The organism is Lentzea sokolovensis, from assembly GCF_033949975.1.
Taxonomy (GTDB): Bacteria; Actinomycetota; Actinomycetes; order Mycobacteriales; family Pseudonocardiaceae; genus Lentzea; species Lentzea sokolovensis.
Genome location: NZ_JAXAVU010000010.1, coordinates 1 through 16,803, shown reverse-complemented (window position 1 = coordinate 16,803; position 16,803 = coordinate 1). Strand labels below are relative to the sequence as shown.

Sequence of the window (16,803 nt, the reverse complement as noted above, 5' to 3'; positions counted from 1 at the left end):
GCACGACACAATTCATCGCAAGGTTCATATTTCGTTCGGGGGTGGAATCGAATCCGTCTTAGTAGGCTGACGACCATGACGCCGTACGACTACGACCTGATCGTCATCGGCTCTGGCCCTGGTGGCCAGAAGGCGGCGATCGCGGGTGCGAAACTGGGCAAGCGCGTAGCGATCATCGACAAGCAGGAGATGGTCGGCGGTGTCTGCGCGAACACGGGAACGATCCCGTCGAAGACGCTGCGCGAAGCCGTCATGTTCCTGACGGGCATGAGCCAGCGCGAGCTGTACGGCGCGAGCTACCGCGTCAAGCAGGACATCACCATCAACGACCTGATGGCTCGCACGCAGCACGTGATCGGCCGTGAGGTGCAGGTCGTGCGCGCGCAGCTGCACCGCAACGGCATCGATCTGCTGAACGGCTTCGGCCGGTTCGTGGACGAGCACACCGTGACGGTGGACGGGGCCCACCGCGGCGACCACACCACGATCAGCGGCGAGTTCATCGTCATCGCGACGGGCACGACACCGGCCCGCCCGTCCGTCGTGGACTTCGACGAGGAACGGATCCTCGACTCCGACGAGGTCTTCGCGCTCACCGAGATCCCGTCGTCGCTGGTCGTGGTCGGTGCGGGCGTGATCGGCATCGAGTACGCGTCGATGTTCGCGGCCCTCGGCACCCGCGTCACGGTCGTGGAGCAGCGCGAGAAGATGCTCGACTTCTGCGACCCGGAGATCGTCGAGTCGCTGAAGTTCCACCTGCGCGACCAGGCCGTGACGTTCCGCTTCGGCGAGAAGGTCGTGAACGTCGAGGTGTCGCAGGGCGGCACCATCACGACGCTGGCGTCCGGCAAGCGCATCCCGGCCTCCGCCGTCATGTACTCCGCGGGCCGGCAGGGCACCACCGAGAAACTGGACCTCGCCGCCGCCGGGCTGGAAGCGGACAACCGCGGCCGGCTGAGCGTCGACGAGCACTACCGCACGCCCGTCGAGCACATCTACGCCGTCGGTGACGTGATCGGCTTCCCGGCGCTGGCCGCGACGTCGATGGACCAGGGCCGCCTGGCCGCGTACCACGCGTTCGGCGAGCCGGTGCACGACCTGACGGCGTTGCAGCCCATCGGCATCTACACGATCCCGGAGATCTCGTACTGCGGCGCGACGGAAACCGAGCTCACCTCGTCCGCGGTGCCGTACGAGGTGGGCATCTCCCGCTACCGCGAACTCGCGCGCGGCCAGATCATCGGCGACGCGTACGGCATGCTGAAGCTGCTGGTGTCCACTGTGGACCGCAAGATCCTCGGCGTGCACGTGTTCGGCACCGGCGCCACGGACCTCGTGCACATCGGCCAGGCCGTGATGGGCTGTGGTGGCACGGTCGACTACCTGGTCGACACGGTCTTCAACTACCCGACGCTGTCCGAGGCCTACAAGATCGCGGCCCTGGACGCCACGAACAAGATCCGCGCGCTGGACCGCTTCACGACCCGGTGATCACGACCGGGTGAGCCCGGCGTCGTGGGCCACGATGGCGGCCTGCACGCGGTTGGCGCACTCCAGCTTGGGCAGGATCCGGCTGATGTGCGCCTTCACCGTGCCGGTCGCCATGAAGAGCTGCTCGCCGATCTCGGTGTTGGACAGTCCCTCGCCCACGAGCCTGAGCACATTGCGTTCGGTGTCGGTGAGCGCGTCGATCTTGCGTCGCGCGTCCGACCCGTCGTTCGGCGCGAGCAGGTGCTTCTCGATCAGGCGCTTGGTGATCTGCGGGGCGAGGATCGGTTCGCCCCGCGCGGCCTTGCGGACGGCGTTGATCAGCTCCTGCGGCGGGGTGTCCTTGAGCAGGAACCCGGTCGCGCCGACCTTGAGGGCCTGGGCCACGTAGGAGTCCTCGCCGAACGTCGTGAGCATGACGACGCTGACCCTCGACGCGATCTGCTCGGCGGCCTTGAGGCCGTCGCCGCCGGGCATGCGGATGTCGAGCAACGCGACGTCGACCGCGTGCTTGAGGGTCAGCTCGACGGCCTGCCTGCCGTCGCTCGCCTCGGCCACCACGGTGATCTCCGGGTCGTTCTCCAGGATCAGCCGGATGCCGGCCCGCATGAGCGTTTCGTCGTCGGCGATGAGAACTCGGATCACGCCGGCCAGCCTACGGGCGCTCCTGGACCTTCGAGGACAACTTGCCGTCCCGGAAGCACAGCTTGTACTGCAGGTCCGGGTTGTGCGACGTCCGGAACCGCGAGCAGCCGTCCACGCCGAGCTGCCCGACGCCGAACTGGTCGTAGATGTCCCCCTCGTCGGTGACGCCCACCTTCAGCGAGTCGAAGTACGGCGCGTTCATCTGCGTCGGGTTGAGCAACGCGAAGAGCAGCAGCACGAGCAACGCGCCCGCGATCGGCAGCAACGCCAGCAACCCGAGGCAGCCGCCACCCAGCACGCGCGGCACGGTCAGGACCTCGGCGGCGAGCGGCGGGGGTATCTCGGCGACCTCGGAACTGGCCTGGTCGGCCTGGGCCGGCGGGTGCAGTGGCACGTCCGCCGCCACCCGGAAACCGCCCTCGACCGGCGGGCCAGCGCTGAACGAGCCGCCGAGCAGCCCGACGCGTTCCTCCAGGCCGATCAGACCGCGCCGGGTGCCCTTGCCGGGAGTCGCCGGTGACGGGCCGTTCAGCACCTGGATGCGGGCCCGGCCGCCCTGGACCGCGACCTGCACCCGCGTCCGGGCGGACGGCGCGTGCTTGGCGACGTTGGTCAGAGCCTCGCGGACCACCCGGTGCACCGCGCGGCGGGTGCGGGAGTCGGCGCCGTGCAGGTCTTCGCCGGACCAGTCGAGGGACGCGGCGAGTCCGGACGTCTCGACCAGCGCGGCGATGTCGGAACGGGTGCCGGTGTCCTCGTCGAGCGACTCGGGTTCGGGGTTCGTCCGCAGCACGCCGAGGATCTCGCGCAGTTCGGCCATCGCGAGCGACGACGTGGTGCGGATCAGCTCGGCCTGTTCGTGCAGTTGAGGGGCCTTGCGGGCGGTCGTGAGCTCCAGCGCCCCGGCGTGGATGGAGATCAGGCTGAGCCGGTGCCCGAGCATGTCGTGCATCTCGCCGGCGATGTGCGCGCGTTCCTCGGAACGGGCCGACGCGGCGGTCAGCGCACGGGCGCGTTCGAGGTACTCGTTGCGTTCCTGCAGCAGCCGGACCATTGGCCTGCGGCGGCCGAGCAGCATGCCGGAGACGGCGGGGAACAGCACGAAGAACACCGAACCGATGACCGCGCCGGCCACGGCCTCCCAGAACGGCATGCTCTGGTAGCTCTCCTGGAGCAGGCTGAACGCGGACTGAAGCACCGTCATGATCCCGAGCAACGCCCACAAGCGCTTCAGGGGCATGACGCGACGGCACGCGGTGAAGACCACGAACGTCGTGATGGCCTGCGCCCACAGGTTGTTCACGGCGAAGAGCGGTCCGGTGAGCAGCAGCGCCCACTCGGGTTTGCGTGGAGCGAGCCACACGAGAGCCGCGATCCACAGCGCGGTCCCGACGGTCAGCGCCGGGTGGGGGACCGGGGCCAGCGGGGCGATCAACGGCACCAGGCCCACCAGGAACGCGAGCGCCGGCCAGACGAACCTCATCGGGCGAGCTCCTTCTTCGAGGTCATCAGACCCGACTCCCGGTCGAAGCAGAGCTCGAAGTCGCGGTCGGCGGTGTCCTTCACGTGGTAGCGGAAGCACCCGCCGTGGTCCGAGAGCACACCGAAGCCGTACGTCTCGGTGACCTCCTGCTCGTGCGTCACCGACGGCTGGAACGCGTCGAACTCCTGCCGGGTGATCTCGCCGCGGCCGAAGATCGCGACGACGAGCAGCACGAACGCCGTGCCGAGCGCCGGGACGAGCGAGAGCGTGGCCAGGCACCCGCTGCCGACCACGCGCGGCACGGTCAGGATCTCGGCGGTGATCGGCGGCGGCGCCTCCGTCACGGCACTCGCGGCCCCGGTCTCCTCCTGCACGACCGGGTGCAGCGGCAGGGTGGCCGTCACCCGGAACCCCGCGCCGGTGGGCACCTCCGCGAGGAACGACCCGCCGATCAGCCCGACACGTTCCTCCAGCCCGATGAGCCCGCGGCGCGTACCGGCACCCCGAGGCTCGCCGCTGGGACCGTTGACGACCTCGACCCGCACCCGGTCGGCGACCGCCACGGACACGAGCGTGCGGGCTGACGGCGCGTGTTTGTGCACGTTCGTGAGTGCTTCACGCACGACCCGATGCACCGCTCTGCGCAGTCGTGCGTCGGCATCGGCGAGATCGGAGCCCGTCCAGTCGAGGTGAACGGTGAGGCCTGCCGCGGCAGACGCGGCCACGAGCCGTTCGACGTCCGCGCGCGTGCCGGCGTCCTCGGCGTGTTCGGTGGACGCACCGAGGACGCCGAGGATCTCCCGCAGTTCCTCCATCGCGACCGCGGACGTCTTGCGGATCAGTTCGACCTGTTCGCGCAGTTCAGGAGCTTGCTCGGCAGCCGAATGCTCCAGCGCGCCCGCGTGCGCGGTCAGCTGCCGGAGCCGGTGGCTGAGCATGTCGTGCATCTCGCTCGCGATGTGTGCGCGCGTGGCCGACCTCGCGGTGCTCGCAGTCAACGCGCGCGCGTGCTCCAAGTAGTCGTTGCGCTCCATCAGGACCTGCGTCAACGGCTTGCGCCGCCCGATCAGCGCCCCGGACACGGCGGGGAAGACGAGCAGGAAGAAGACCGAGAACAGCGTGCCGAGCAGGTACTCGGTGAAGCTGTCCCCGGCACGCCACGCGTGCAGGCCGCCGAACGCCGCCTGCAGCACCGCGGTGACACCGACCAGCGCCCACAGCTGTCCCTGTGAACGGACCGACCGGGCAGAGCGGAAGACGACGAGCGACGTCGGGGCGATGGCGAGCAGGTTGTTCACGCCGTTGAGGGGAGAGGTGAGGACGATCGCCCACCGCGGCCAGCGCGCGCTGATCGGCACCAGCGCGGCCGCCCACAGCGCGGACGCCACGATCAGCCACCAGTGGACGGGCCTGCCGAGCGGCGCGAACAGCGTCACCAGCGCCAACAGGAGGGCGCCCGCCGCCCACAACCCGTCGCGCACCTTCACGTTCACGCGGATCATCATGGTCGACCGCGTTCGGCGCCCCACAGCGCCAGGTGGCCCCGATCGGGTGGCCAGGTGGCCACGCTCCTGTTGAGTGAGTTTGCATGACCGTGCATAATCATGCGCATGACAGTGAGGATCGCGGTCGCGGGCGCCAGCGGGTACGCGGGTGGCGAGCTGCTCCGCCTGCTACTCGGCCATCCGGACATCGAGATCGGCGCGCTGACGGCCAACAGCAGCGCCGGCGACAGGCTGTTCAAGCACCAGCCGCACCTCCTGCCGCTCGCGGACCGACAGCTACAAGACACCACAGTCGAGACTCTCAAGGGCCACGACGTGGTGTTCCTCGCACTTCCCCACGGTCACTCAGCCGCGCTGGCCGAGCAACTCGGCGACGACACCGTCGTGATCGACTGCGGCGCCGATCACCGGCTGACCAGCGCCGACGACTGGAAGCGGTGGTACGGCGGCGAGCACGCGGGCACCTGGCCGTACGGGCTTCCCGAGCTTCCCAACCAGCGGGACGCGCTCGTGGGCGCACGCCGCGTGGCCGTTCCGGGCTGCTACCCGACGGTGTCCTCGCTGGCGTTGGCTCCGGCCGTGGACCTGATCGAGGACGAGGTCGTCATCGTCGCCGTGTCGGGCACGTCCGGCGCGGGCAAGTCGTTGAAGGCGAACCTGCTCGGCTCCGAGGTCATGGGGTCGGCCAGTGCGTACGGCGTCGGCGGCGCGCACCGGCACACGCCCGAGATCACCCAGAACCTCTCAGCGGCGGCGGGCCGTCCGATCAAGGTCAGCTTCACGCCCGTGCTCGTGCCGATGTCGCGGGGCATCCTGGCCACCTGTTCTGCCCAGCTCAAGGACACCGCAAACGTTCGCGAGGCCTACGAGAAGGCGTACGCGGACGAGCCGTTCGTGCACCTCCTGCCCGAAGGCTTCTGGCCGACGACGAAGGCCGTTCTCGGCTCGAACGCCGTCCAGCTGCAAGTCACCGTCGACTCCGACCTGGGCAGGCTCGTGGTCGTGGCCGCCGTCGACAACCTGGCCAAGGGCACCGCCGGTGCCGCTGTCCAGTGCATGAACCTCGCTCTCGGACTGCCGGAAACGACCGGCCTCTCGACCGTTGGAGTCGCTCCGTGAACCGCAACAAGGGCGTCACCGGACCCCAGGGCTTCCGGGCCGCCGGGATCGCCGCCGGAATCAAGGAATCCGGCGCGCTCGACCTCACGCTCGTCGTGAACGACGGGCCTTCCGACGCCGCCGCGGGTGTCTTCACCACGAACAAGGTGAAGGCCGCACCGGTGTTGTGGTCGCAGCAGGTGGTGCAGTCCCGACGCCTCACCGCGGTCGTGCTCAACTCCGGCGGCGCCAACGCGTGCACCGGCCCCGAGGGTTTCCAGGACACCCACGCCACCGCGGAGAAGGTCGCCGAGGTGCTCGGCACCGGCGCCGTCGACGTCGCGGTCTGCTCGACCGGCCTGATCGGTGAGCGCCTCCCGATGGACAAGATCCTGACCGGCGTCGAGAACGTCGCGAAGGAGCTGGACTCCTCGGTGGAGGCCGGGCTCAACGCCGCCACCGGCGTGATGACCACGGACAGCCGCCCGAAGCAGTCGTGGAAGGCCTCCGAGCAGGGCTGGTCCGTCGGCGGGTTCGTGAAGGGCGCGGGCATGCTCGCCCCGAACATGGCCACGATGCTGTCGGTCATCACCACCGACGCCAAGATCTCCGGCGACTCGCTGGACAAGGCGCTGCGCCTGGCCACGTCGAGGACGTTCGACCGCCTCGACGTCGACGGCGGCACGTCCACCAACGACACCGTGCTGGTTCTGGCCTCCGGTGCTTCGGGTGTCGAGCCGACGTTCGAGGACTTCACCGCGTTGCTGACCGAGGTCGCGGGTGACCTGGTCAAGCAGCTGCAGGGCGACGCCGAGGGTGTGACGAAGGAGATCAGCATCACCGTCAAGCAGGCCGCCACCGAGGCCGAGGCCGTCCACATCGGACGGACGGTCGCCGAGGACAACCTGGTGAAGACCGCGCTCTTCGGCAGCGACCCGAACTGGGGCCGCATCGCGATGGCGCTGGGCCGCGCGGACGCCGAGATCGACCCGGACGTCTTGCAGATCCTGATCAACGGAGTGTCGCTCTACCGCAACGGAACCCGCGACCGCGACCGCAGCGAGGCCGACCTGTCGGGCCGTGACGTCGAGATCGTCATCGACCTCAACGTCGGTGACGCCGAAGCCACCGTGCTGACCACGGACCTGTCCCACGACTACGTCGAAGAGAACAGCGCTTACTCCTCATGAACGCACAAGAAAAAGCGGCGGTCCTCGTAGAAGCGCTGCCGTGGCTGGAGCGTTTCCGCGGCGCGCTCGTGGTCGTCAAGTACGGCGGCAACGCCATGATCGACGACGAACTGAAGAAGGCGTTCGCCGAGGACATGGTGTTCCTGCGGCTGTGCGGCCTGCGCCCGGTCGTCGTGCACGGCGGCGGCCCGCAGATCAAGTCGATGCTCGACAAGCTCGGCATCCACAGCGAGTTCCGCGGCGGCCTGCGCGTCACGACGCCGGAAGCCATGGACGTCGTGCGGATGGTCCTGGTCGGCCAGGTCGGCCGTGAGCTCGTCGGCCTGATCAACCAGCACGGTCCTTACGCCGTCGGCATCTCCGGCGAGGACGCACACCTGTTCACCGCTACCAGGCGTGGTGCTCTGGTGGACGGCGAAGAGGTCGACATCGGTCTCGTCGGCGACATCACCGAGGTCAACCCGGACGCGGTGCTCGACATCGTGCGTGCGGGCCGCATCCCGGTCGTGTCGTCGGTCGCACCGGACATCCACGGCGTGCCGCACAACGTGAACGCGGACACGGCGGCAGGCGCTCTCGCGGTCGCTCTCGGCGCGGAGAAGCTCGTCGTGCTGACCGACGTCGAGGGCCTGTACGCGAACTGGCCGGACCGCTCGTCGCTGCTGAACCAGATCCAGGCGGCCGAGCTGGAGAAGATCCTGCCGGACCTGGAAAGCGGCATGGTGCCGAAGATGGAGGCCTGCCTGCGCGCGGTGCGCGGCGGCGTCCCGCAGGCGCACGTGATCGACGGCAGGCTGGCCCACAGCGTTCTGCTGGAGGTCTTCACCACTGAAGGTGTCGGAACGATGGTCTTGGGGGACAACAAGTGACCTCGCGGTGGCAACAGTCCATGATGGACAACTACGGCACACCTTCGCTGCAGCTGGAGCGCGGTGAGGGCGCACACGTCTGGGACGCCGACGGAAACCGTTACGTCGACCTGCTGACCGGCCTCGCGGTCAACGCTCTTGGCCACGCGCACCCGGCGATCGTCGAGGCGGTCTCGACGCAGATCGCGAAGCTCGGCCACACCGGCAACCTGTACGTGAACGAGCCCGCGCTGAAGCTCGCCGAACGCCTGCTGGACCTCGCGGGGGAGCCCGGCAAGGTCTTCTTCTGCAACTCCGGCGCCGAGGCCAACGAGGCGGCGCTGAAGATGGCGCGCCTCACCGGCCGCACGAAGATCGTCTCCACGCTCGGCGGGTTCCACGGCCGCACGATGGGCGCGCTGACGCTCACCGGCCAGGAACCGAAGCGCGCGCCGTTCGAACCGCTCGTGCCCGGTGTCTCGCACGTTCCGTTCGGTGACGTGGCAGCACTTGAGGCCGCGATCGACGACGACACGGCGGCGTTCATCGTCGAACCGATCCAGGGCGAGCAGGGCGTCATGGTGCCTCCTGCCGGTTACCTGCAGGAGGTCCGCCGGATCACCTCCGAGCACGGCGCGCTGTTCATCCTCGACGAGGTGCAGACCGGCATCGGCCGCCTCGGCACGTGGTTCGCGTTCCAGCAGGCCGGGATCGTGCCGGACGTCATGACGCTCGCCAAGGGCATCGGTGGCGGTCTGCCGCTGGGCGCCACGATCGGTTTCGGCGCGGCGGCGGAGCTGTTCAAGCCCGGCCACCACGGCACGACCTACGGCGGCAACCCGGTGTGCTGCGCCGCCGGACTCGCGGTGCTCGACACGATCGCCTCGGAAGGCCTGCTGGAGCACGTCTCGTCCGTGGGCAAGGAGATCGCCGCGGGCGTGGAGGCGTTGCACCACCCGGCGATCTCCGGTGTCCGGGGAGCAGGCCTGCTGCTCGGCATCATGCTGCGCGAGAAGGTCTCGGCGAAGGCCGCGGCGGCCGCGCAGAAGGCCGGTTACCTGATCAACCCGATCCAGCCCGACGTGCTGCGGCTCGCACCGCCCCTGGTTCTGGAAGAGTCCGACGCGCAGGCCTTCGTCGCCGCGCTTCCCACCTTCTTCGAGGAGACGCAGTGACTTTGCGGCACTTCCTTCGCGACGACGACCTGTCCACTTCGGAGCAGGCCGCGGTGCTCGACCTCGCGGACACCTACAAGGCGGACCGGTTCACCGCGAAGCCGTTGGCGGGCCCCAAGTCCGTCGCGGTGATCTTCGAGAAGAACTCCACGCGCACCCGGTTGTCGTTCGAGGTCGGCATCGCGCAGCTCGGCGGCAACCCGGTGATCATCGACGGCCGGTCGATGCAGCTGGGCCGCGAGGAGACCATCGAGGACACCTCGCGGATCCTGTCCGGGTACGTCGACGCCGTGGTGTGGCGGACGTTCGCGCAGGCCCGCATGGAGGCGATGGCCTCCGTGTCGCGCATTCCCGTGGTGAACGCGCTGACCGACGAGTTCCACCCGTGCCAGGTGCTCGCGGACCTGCAGACGATCCGCCGCCGTTACGGCAAGCTGGCCGGTCTGACGCTCACGTACCTGGGCGACGGCGCCAACAACATGGCGCACTCGCTGCTGCTCGGCGGTGCCACGGCCGGTATGCACGTCCGCATCGGCGCGCCGAAGGGATTCGTGCCGAACCCGCAGTTCCTGGAGGACGCCAAGAAGCGCGCCGCCGAGACCGGTGGTTCGGTGGCGTTGATCAGCGACCCGCGTGAGTCGGTCGACGGGTCGGACGTGCTCGTCACCGACACCTGGACGTCGATGGGGCAGGAGAACGACGGCAAGGACCGCGTCGGCCCGTTCCGCCCGTACCAGGTGAACGCTTCCTTGCTGGAAGCGACGGGCAAGCCGGACTCGACGGTGCTGCACTGCCTGCCCGCGCACCGCGGCTGGGAGATCACCGACGACGTGCTCGACGGCCCGCAGTCGCTGGTGTGGCAGGAGGCCGAGAATCGGCTGCACGCGCAGAAGGCGTTGCTCGTGTGGTTGCTGGAGCAGTCGTCATGACCCGCACCGCCCGTCAGGGCCGCATCGTCGAGATGGTGGCGCAGCGTGCCGTCCGCAGCCAGTCCGAGCTCGCGAAACTGCTGGCGGCGGAAGGCATCGACGTCACGCAGGCCACGTTGTCACGCGACCTCGACGAGCTGGGCGCGGTCAAGCTGCGCGGTCCTGACGGCGGTGCGCCGGTCTACGTGATCCCCGAGGACGGCAGCCCCGTGCGCGGCGTGCAGGGCGGGACCACGCGCCTGGTCCGCGTGCTGGCCGAGCTGCTGGTGTCGACGGACTTCTCCGGCAACCTCGCGGTGCTGCGCACTCCTCCCGGCGCCGCGCAGTTCCTGGCCTCCGCGCTGGACCGCGCGGCGTTGCACGAGGTCGTCGGCACGATCGCGGGTGACGACACGATCCTGGTCGTGGCCCGCGAACCGATGACCGGCGCCGAGCTCTCCGACCGGATCACCGCGCTGGCCTCGGGTTCCGTCGATGAATGAGCCCGTGCACGCCGTTCTGACGTTCGACGCGGGTGTGCCGGTGGCGGTGGACGGCGAGACCGTCTCCGTCGCCGAGGCCGTCCGCGAGCTCAACTTCCGTGCCGGCGTCGTGCGGTCGAGCCTGGGCTCGGTCGCGGTGCGGGTCGCACGGATGGCTTTGCCGTCGGGTTCCGGCGAGGTCGACGTCGCGCTGTACCAGGGGCGCGTGGTCGGTCTCGTCGCCCGTTCGGAAGAATCGCTTTACGACTTCGCCAGCTGAAAGTTGCGTGTGATGAGTTCTTTGTGGGGTGGCCGGTTCGAGTCGGGACCGGCCGAGGCGATGGCACGGCTGTCGCTGTCGACGCACTTCGACTGGCGGCTCGCGCCGTACGACATCGCGGGCTCGCGCGCGCACGCCCGTGTGCTGCACGCGGCCGGTCTGTTGACGGACGAAGAGCTCGCCGGCATGCAGAAGGCGCTCGACGAGCTGCTCGCCGACGTCGAGTCCGGCGCCTTCACCCCGGTGCTGGAGGACGAGGACGTCCACACGGCCCTGGAGCGAGGCCTGATCGACCGCGCCGGCACCGAGCTGGGCGGCAAGCTGCGCGCCGGCCGTTCCCGCAACGACCAGGTCGCCACGCTGTTCCGCATGTGGCTGCGCGACGCGGCTCGCCGTGTGGCCGCCGGTGTGCTGGACGTCGTCGACGCGTTGGCTCAGCAGTCCGAGACGCACTTCGGTGCCGTCATGCCGGGCCGCACGCACCTGCAGTCCGCACAGCCCGTGCTGCTGTCGCACCACCTGCTGGCACACGCGCACTCGCTTCTGCGCGACGTCGACCGCCTGCACGACTGGGACAAGCGCGCCGCGTTCTCCCCGTACGGCTCGGGTGCTCTCGCTGGTTCCTCTCTCGGCCTGGACCCCGCGAAGGTGGCCGCCGACCTGGGCTTCTACGCCCCGGTGGAGAACTCGATCGACGGCACCGCGTCCCGCGACTTCGCCGCCGAGATCGCGTTCGTGCTGGCCATGATCAGCGTGAACCTCTCCCGCGTCGCCGAGGAGATCATCATCTGGACCACCGCCGAGTTCCGGTTCGCGGTGCTCGACGACGCCTGGTCCACCGGCAGCTCGATCATGCCGCAGAAGAAGAACCCGGACGTCGCCGAACTCGCGCGCGGCAAGTCGGGCCGCCTGATCGGCAACCTCGCCGGGCTCCTGGCGACCCTGAAGGCCCAGCCACTCGCGTACAACCGCGACCTGCAGGAGGACAAGGAGCCCCTGTTCGACTCGGTCGAGCAGCTGGAACTCCTGCTCCCGGCCTTCGCGGGCATGGTGGCGACTCTTCGTTTCGACGTCGCCCGGATGGCCTCGCTCGCTCCGGCCGGCTTCACCCTGGCCACGGACATCGCGGAATGGCTTGTGCGCCAAGGCGTTCCGTTCCGCGTGGCCCACGAGGCAGCCGGCGCGTGCGTCCGCGCGGCCGAGTCCCGCGGCGTCGGTCTGGAGGACCTGACCGACGACGAGTTCCTCGCGATCTCGCCCGCCCTGACCTCCGAGGTCCGCTCGGTGCTGACCGTCGAAGGCTCCATCGCGTCGCGCGACGCCCACGGCGGCACGGCCCCCGCACGCGTCCGCGAACAGCTGGACGCACTCGTCGCGAAGGCTGCTTCCGCACGTGAGTTCTAGGCTCCTGACCAGGGAGGAGCTGGCCATCGACCCGGTCGATGCCGCCCAGCTCCTCCTCGGTTCGTTCCTGGAGGCAGGCGGCGTGCGGGTGCGCATCGTCGAGGTGGAGGCCTACCGGGGCGGCGACGACCCGGCCTCCCACTGCTACCGCGGCAAGACCCCGCGCAACGAGGTCATGTTCGGCCCGGCCGGCTTCCTGTACGTCTACTTCGTCTACGGCATGCACTTCTGCGCGAACGTCGTGTCTCTGACCGACGGAGTCCCCGGCGCCGTCTTGTTGCGCGCGGGCGAGGTGGTCTCCGGTGAGGACATCGCGTTCTCTCGCCGCCCGGCCTCCCGTTCCGCCGCCGAGCTGGCCAAGGGCCCTGCACGGCTGTGCAAGGTCCTCGGGCTCGATCGCACGCAGAACGGCCTCGACCTGACGTCCGCTGACTCGCCCGTGCGTCTCTATGCGGGCGAACCGGCTACGAAGGTGTTCGCCGGCCCACGCGTCGGTGTCGCCGTGGCGATGGACGTGCCGTGGCGGTTCTGGATCGACTCTCCGGCCGTGTCGACCTACAAGAGAGGCGGCAAACGCCGCCCGTCAGCGTGACAGCCTGTCCAGCGCGGCCTTGAACTCCAGCTCCAGGGCAGGCTCCACCTCGAACACCAGCGGCACCGTCATGTCGATCCGCTCCCCGGCCGTCAACCGCTCGACCAGAGTGTCCGCCACCTCGCGCAGATCCCGCGCGACCCCGTGCATCGCCTCCAGCTGCCGGTCGGCGAACCGCGCCTGCACCCTAGCCGCGGCACGGGCCTGCTCGTTCGCGTAACTGGTCCCGTGGATGCCCCGCGCCCAGTCGAGGATCTCGTCGAACGTCCGCACGAACAGCTCGCCGAGGTGCACGATCTGGTCCGCGTCCCCCGCCTCGCCGGCCCTGCCGAACGCGGCCTCCTGGGTGTCCGCGGTGAAGACCGACTCCACCGCCACCTTGATGATCTCGCTCAGCAGCACGTTGCGGTCCCGGATCAGGTCGATCCCGTTGCCGTGCTCGACGGTCCCGTTGCGCGGCGAGTAGCGCAGGAAGTGTTCGCGGTACTTCTGCTGCAGCTCGGCAAGTCCTTGCGCCACAACGGTCGCGTAGAGCAGGTATTCCCAGCCGCGCGGCTTCTCCCGCACCAGCGCGGCCACCGACTGGGGCGTGATGGGCGTCGTCGAGGTGAACTCGGCGCGGTGTTGCGCGAGCTTCTGCACGACGGACTGCGCGATCACCTCGGGTTCGTGCACGCGCAGGTCCAGGAACCCGATGCTGGACAACAGACCGGGCACCTCGGTGTCGTCGAGCTTGATCGGCAGCACGTAGTCGTTCTGCTGCTCCAACGCCCGTGCTTGCGCGGTACGGCGTTCATGCCGTGCCCACTTGTGCTCGACGTAGTGCCGTGAGGCGAACATCAGCACGTAGCGAACCTTGTGCGTCAACGTCTCCGTGGTGTGCTCGATCAGGTCGAGGCCCCACCGCGTGACCAGCTGGTCCTCGTCGTAGTAGACCTTGACGCCGAGCTCTGCCAGGCGGCGCACGATCGGCTCGACCTGGGCGCGGTCCTGCTCGGCGAACGAAGGGGCGACGTCGAATTCGTACTCGGCCACCGGGCTAAGGTACGGGTCCATTCGACGTCTTGGGGACAACGCCGAGAAGCTGCGCTGTCTGACCTGCTACGCGCTCGAGTTCCTCATCGGCGGACGCTCACTCGCCAAGGCTCTCGACTGGGCCGAAAGCCTTGGCGTGGAGCTGCCGCGCCGCTTCGTCAGCGAACGGTCGTAGTCCTGCGGTACCAGGCGCGCCGATGTCCGACCGGCAGCGCGATGCGGGTGATCAGCGCGGTCAGCAGACCACCGATGACCAGCCACAGCAGCGCGGCCAGGCCCTCGTTGAGCAGCGTGGCCACGGACGCGTTCTCCGGCGTGAACAGACCGTCCAGGCCGAGGGTGATGCCGTCCGCCCACCCCGCGACGAACTGGAAGAACCCGTTGCCGGCGTTCGCACCCGCGATCACCAGGAAGATGTGCACCAACAGCACGATGGCGAATGTCCAGCACACGACGTCAATGACCGCACAGACGGTCCGCACCGTCCGCACCCTGCGGTAGTCGTTGTCGCGCTCGACGACCTGCTCCTCGACAACCGGCTCGTTCACGCGAGGCATGTGCTCGGTCGGCCGGCGTAACTCCGCATCACGTGGGTCCGTCATGTCGATGGACTTCCCGCCCGGGTAGCACGTCGAAACCCGTTTCCCCAGCTGATGCCCAGAAGTTGCCCAGGCCGCCGCGGCAGTGTCCGCCCCACGCCTGCGCCTCGGCCAAGCCATGAGGCTCGCACGTGACGCGAACACCGGTTGTGCCGAGGTCACCGGCTTCGTCGCCTGCCACGTCCGGCTGGGCGGCCACGACGTGGATCCTGGCCGAAGACGTGCTCGCCGAGGCCCCAGACACTCGCGTGTGGCGACCGCGCACTCGCGTTGCACCGGGCCACCGGCCACGGCGAAGCGCGCACCGCCCTGCTGCTCAGGTAGGCACCTCGAATTCGGTTTGGGCAGGTAGGGGAGAATGAGCGGCGTGAGCGAGCACATCCTTGACGAACTGTCCTGGCGCGGCCTGATCGCGACGTCCACCGACCTCGACGCACTCCGGAAGGACCTGGACGCCGGCCCGCTCACCCTCTACTGCGGTTTCGACCCGACCGCGAAGTCGCTGCACGCCGGCAACATGGTCCCGCTGCTCATGCTGCGGCGCTTCCAGAGGGCGGGGCACCGGCCGATCGTCATGGCGGGTGGCGCCACGGGCATGATCGGCGACCCGCGCGACAGCGGTGAGCGCACGCTGAACTCGCTGGACACCGTCGCCGAGTGGGCCGAGCGCATCCGCGGCCAGCTGGAGCGGTTCGTGGACTTCGACGACTCGCCCACGGGTGCCGTCGTCGAGAACAACCTCAACTGGACGGGCCAGATCAGCGCGCTGGAGTTCCTGCGCGACGTCGGCAAGCACTTCTCGATCAACGTCATGCTGTCGCGGGAGACGGTGAAGCGCCGCCTCGAGGGCGACGGCATGTCGTACACCGAGTTCAGCTACCTGCTGCTGCAGTCGAACGACTACCTGGAGCTGAACCGCAGGTACGGAACCGCGCTGCAGGTCGGGGGCTCGGACCAGTGGGGCAACATCGTCGGCGGCGTCGACCTGATCCGCCGGGTCGAGGGCAGGCACGTGCACGCGCTGACCGCGCCGCTGGTCACCGACGCCGAGGGCCGCAAGTTCGGCAAGTCCACCGGTGGCGGCAACCTGTGGCTGGACCCGGAGATGACGTCGCCGTACGCCTGGTACCAGTACTTCGTGAACGCCGACGACGTCACGGTGCTGAACTACCTGCGCCTGTTCACGTTCCTCACCCGTGAGGAGCTGGACGAGCTGGAGAAGCAGACCGCGGAGGCGCCGCACCAGCGTGCCGCGCAGAAGCGGCTCGCGCAGGAGTTCACCGACCTGGTCCACGGAGAACGCGCGACGCAGCAGGTCATCCTCGCGTCGTCGGCGCTGTTCGGCCGGGGTGAGCTGCGCGACCTGGACGCGTCGGTGCTGGAGGCGGCACTGGCCGAGGCGCCCAAGGGACAGGTGCGGCTCGCGGACGAGCCCACGATCGTCGACCTGCTGATCGCGTCGGGCCTGGCGGACAGCCGGGGTGCCGCACGGCGGACGGTCAACGAGGGCGGTGCCTACGTGAACAACGCGAAGGTGACCGACGAGGAGTGGAAGCCGGCGCCGTCGGACCTGCTCCACGGCAAGTGGCTGGTGCTCCGTCGCGGCAAGCGCAACAACGCCAGTGTCCAGGTAGAGCTCTGACCTGCACGTTCTGGTCGTAGAAGGCCGTCGGTCCCACTCGGGACCGACGGCCTTCGGTCTTTCTTGATGTGATCGCGGTCACAGTGTGCACGGGTTTGCCCTGCGATAGCGTGACCGGAGGGTCCTGTGCGGGGCTGCTGACCTGCGATTTCTCAATCGCGGGCGGCTGGGTTGCCCCCGATTTGACCCCCAGTTGGCGTGCGTGTAACTTTCTCCATGTCAGCGAGGAACGGGCCGGGAACACCGGAACGGAGCGCGACACAGATCACGAACCAAGCTTCCACGGACTGTGGTAGAGTGGGTGATCTGGAAACGACGAAGACCCAGCCGGTAGCTCTTCTGAGCTCAGAGGCCAAGGGCGTCGGAAGTTTCAACCACAAAGCTTAAGTACGACACAGCCCCGGAAGCGACGTCTCTCTGTGAGACTAG

General features: G+C 69.0%; 16 protein-coding genes. 11 read left to right on the top strand and 5 right to left on the bottom strand.

The features are described from left to right. The first annotated feature begins 75 nt into the window (after positions 1–75). The gene (sthA, locus tag SK854_RS22015; RefSeq protein ID WP_319976973.1) at positions 76–1,491 is read left to right on the top strand and encodes a Si-specific NAD(P)(+) transhydrogenase; all 1,416 of its coding nucleotides are present in this window, start codon (positions 76–78) and stop codon (positions 1,489–1,491) included. Here sthA and SK854_RS22010 read toward each other — a convergent pair whose 3' ends face one another. The 3 genes from SK854_RS22010 to SK854_RS22000 are packed head-to-tail and all read right to left on the bottom strand — an operon-like array spanning position 1,492 to position 5,109. Continuing rightward, positions 1,492–2,133 carry a response regulator transcription factor gene (locus tag SK854_RS22010; RefSeq protein WP_319976972.1) on the bottom strand — a complete coding sequence of 214 codons (642 nt, stop codon included), beginning with the start codon at positions 2,131–2,133 and terminating at the stop codon, positions 1,492–1,494. 10 nt (positions 2,134–2,143) lie between these two features. Continuing rightward, entirely contained in the window at positions 2,144–3,616 is a 1,473-nt protein-coding gene (locus SK854_RS22005; protein ID WP_319976971.1) for a sensor histidine kinase, read from the bottom strand. Further along, positions 3,613–5,109 (bottom strand): sensor histidine kinase, encoded by a 1,497-nt coding sequence (locus SK854_RS22000; RefSeq protein WP_319976970.1) that lies wholly within the window; start codon positions 5,107–5,109, stop codon positions 3,613–3,615. The genes SK854_RS22005 and SK854_RS22000 overlap by 4 nt, the downstream gene beginning before the upstream one ends. Positions 5,110–5,226: 117 nt before the next feature. Here SK854_RS22000 and argC point away from each other — a divergent pair, with 117 nt between their 5' ends. Genes argC through SK854_RS21955 form a run of 9 tightly spaced genes read left to right on the top strand, consistent with a single transcriptional unit; the run spans position 5,227 to position 13,098 of the window. Beyond that, complete coding sequence (gene argC, locus SK854_RS21995; RefSeq protein ID WP_319976969.1) at positions 5,227–6,240, top strand: N-acetyl-gamma-glutamyl-phosphate reductase; 1,014 nt, start codon at positions 5,227–5,229, stop codon at positions 6,238–6,240. Continuing rightward, positions 6,237–7,409: a bifunctional glutamate N-acetyltransferase/amino-acid acetyltransferase ArgJ gene (gene argJ / locus SK854_RS21990; RefSeq protein ID WP_319976968.1), complete on the top strand. Its 1,173-nt coding sequence runs from the start codon at positions 6,237–6,239 to the stop codon at positions 7,407–7,409. Before argC ends, argJ begins: the two co-directional genes overlap by 4 nt. Beyond that, positions 7,406–8,278 (top strand): acetylglutamate kinase, encoded by an 873-nt coding sequence (gene argB, locus SK854_RS21985; RefSeq protein ID WP_319976967.1) that lies wholly within the window; start codon positions 7,406–7,408, stop codon positions 8,276–8,278. The genes argJ and argB overlap by 4 nt, the downstream gene beginning before the upstream one ends. A gap of 20 nt (positions 8,279–8,298) precedes the next feature. Next, complete coding sequence (locus SK854_RS21980; protein ID WP_319977834.1) at positions 8,299–9,432, top strand: acetylornithine transaminase; 1,134 nt, start codon at positions 8,299–8,301, stop codon at positions 9,430–9,432. Further along, positions 9,429–10,361, top strand: coding sequence for an ornithine carbamoyltransferase (gene argF / locus SK854_RS21975; protein ID WP_319976966.1), 933 nt, complete (start codon positions 9,429–9,431; stop codon positions 10,359–10,361). Before SK854_RS21980 ends, argF begins: the two co-directional genes overlap by 4 nt. Then, positions 10,358–10,843 carry an arginine repressor gene (locus SK854_RS21970; RefSeq protein WP_319976965.1) on the top strand — a complete coding sequence of 162 codons (486 nt, stop codon included), beginning with the start codon at positions 10,358–10,360 and terminating at the stop codon, positions 10,841–10,843. The genes argF and SK854_RS21970 overlap by 4 nt, the downstream gene beginning before the upstream one ends. Beyond that, positions 10,836–11,102, top strand: a complete 267-nt coding sequence (locus SK854_RS48255) for an argininosuccinate synthase (RefSeq protein ID WP_402904957.1) — start codon at positions 10,836–10,838, stop codon at positions 11,100–11,102. Before SK854_RS21970 ends, SK854_RS48255 begins: the two co-directional genes overlap by 8 nt. 12 nt (positions 11,103–11,114) lie before the next feature. After that, on the top strand, positions 11,115–12,506 hold the full coding sequence (argH, locus tag SK854_RS21960) for an argininosuccinate lyase (RefSeq protein ID WP_319976964.1): 1,392 nt from the start codon (positions 11,115–11,117) through the stop codon (positions 12,504–12,506). Then, positions 12,496–13,098, top strand: coding sequence for a DNA-3-methyladenine glycosylase (locus SK854_RS21955; RefSeq protein WP_319976963.1), 603 nt, complete (start codon positions 12,496–12,498; stop codon positions 13,096–13,098). The genes argH and SK854_RS21955 overlap by 11 nt, the downstream gene beginning before the upstream one ends. On the opposite strand, the gene SK854_RS21950 is transcribed toward SK854_RS21955, so the two are convergent. Both SK854_RS21950 and SK854_RS21945 read right to left on the bottom strand, forming a co-directional pair. Then, the gene (locus SK854_RS21950; protein ID WP_319976962.1) at positions 13,090–14,133 is read right to left on the bottom strand and encodes a toll/interleukin-1 receptor domain-containing protein; all 1,044 of its coding nucleotides are present in this window, start codon (positions 14,131–14,133) and stop codon (positions 13,090–13,092) included. The genes SK854_RS21955 and SK854_RS21950 overlap by 9 nt on opposite strands. Before the next feature lie 158 nt (positions 14,134–14,291). Beyond that, positions 14,292–14,690 carry a hypothetical protein gene (locus SK854_RS21945; RefSeq protein ID WP_319977833.1) on the bottom strand — a complete coding sequence of 133 codons (399 nt, stop codon included), beginning with the start codon at positions 14,688–14,690 and terminating at the stop codon, positions 14,292–14,294. A 409-nt stretch (positions 14,691–15,099) separates the two neighbouring features. Here SK854_RS21945 and tyrS point away from each other — a divergent pair, with 409 nt between their 5' ends. Next, the gene (gene tyrS / locus SK854_RS21940) at positions 15,100–16,374 is read left to right on the top strand and encodes a tyrosine--tRNA ligase (RefSeq protein ID WP_319976961.1); all 1,275 of its coding nucleotides are present in this window, start codon (positions 15,100–15,102) and stop codon (positions 16,372–16,374) included. Positions 16,375–16,803: the final 429 nt, after the last annotated feature.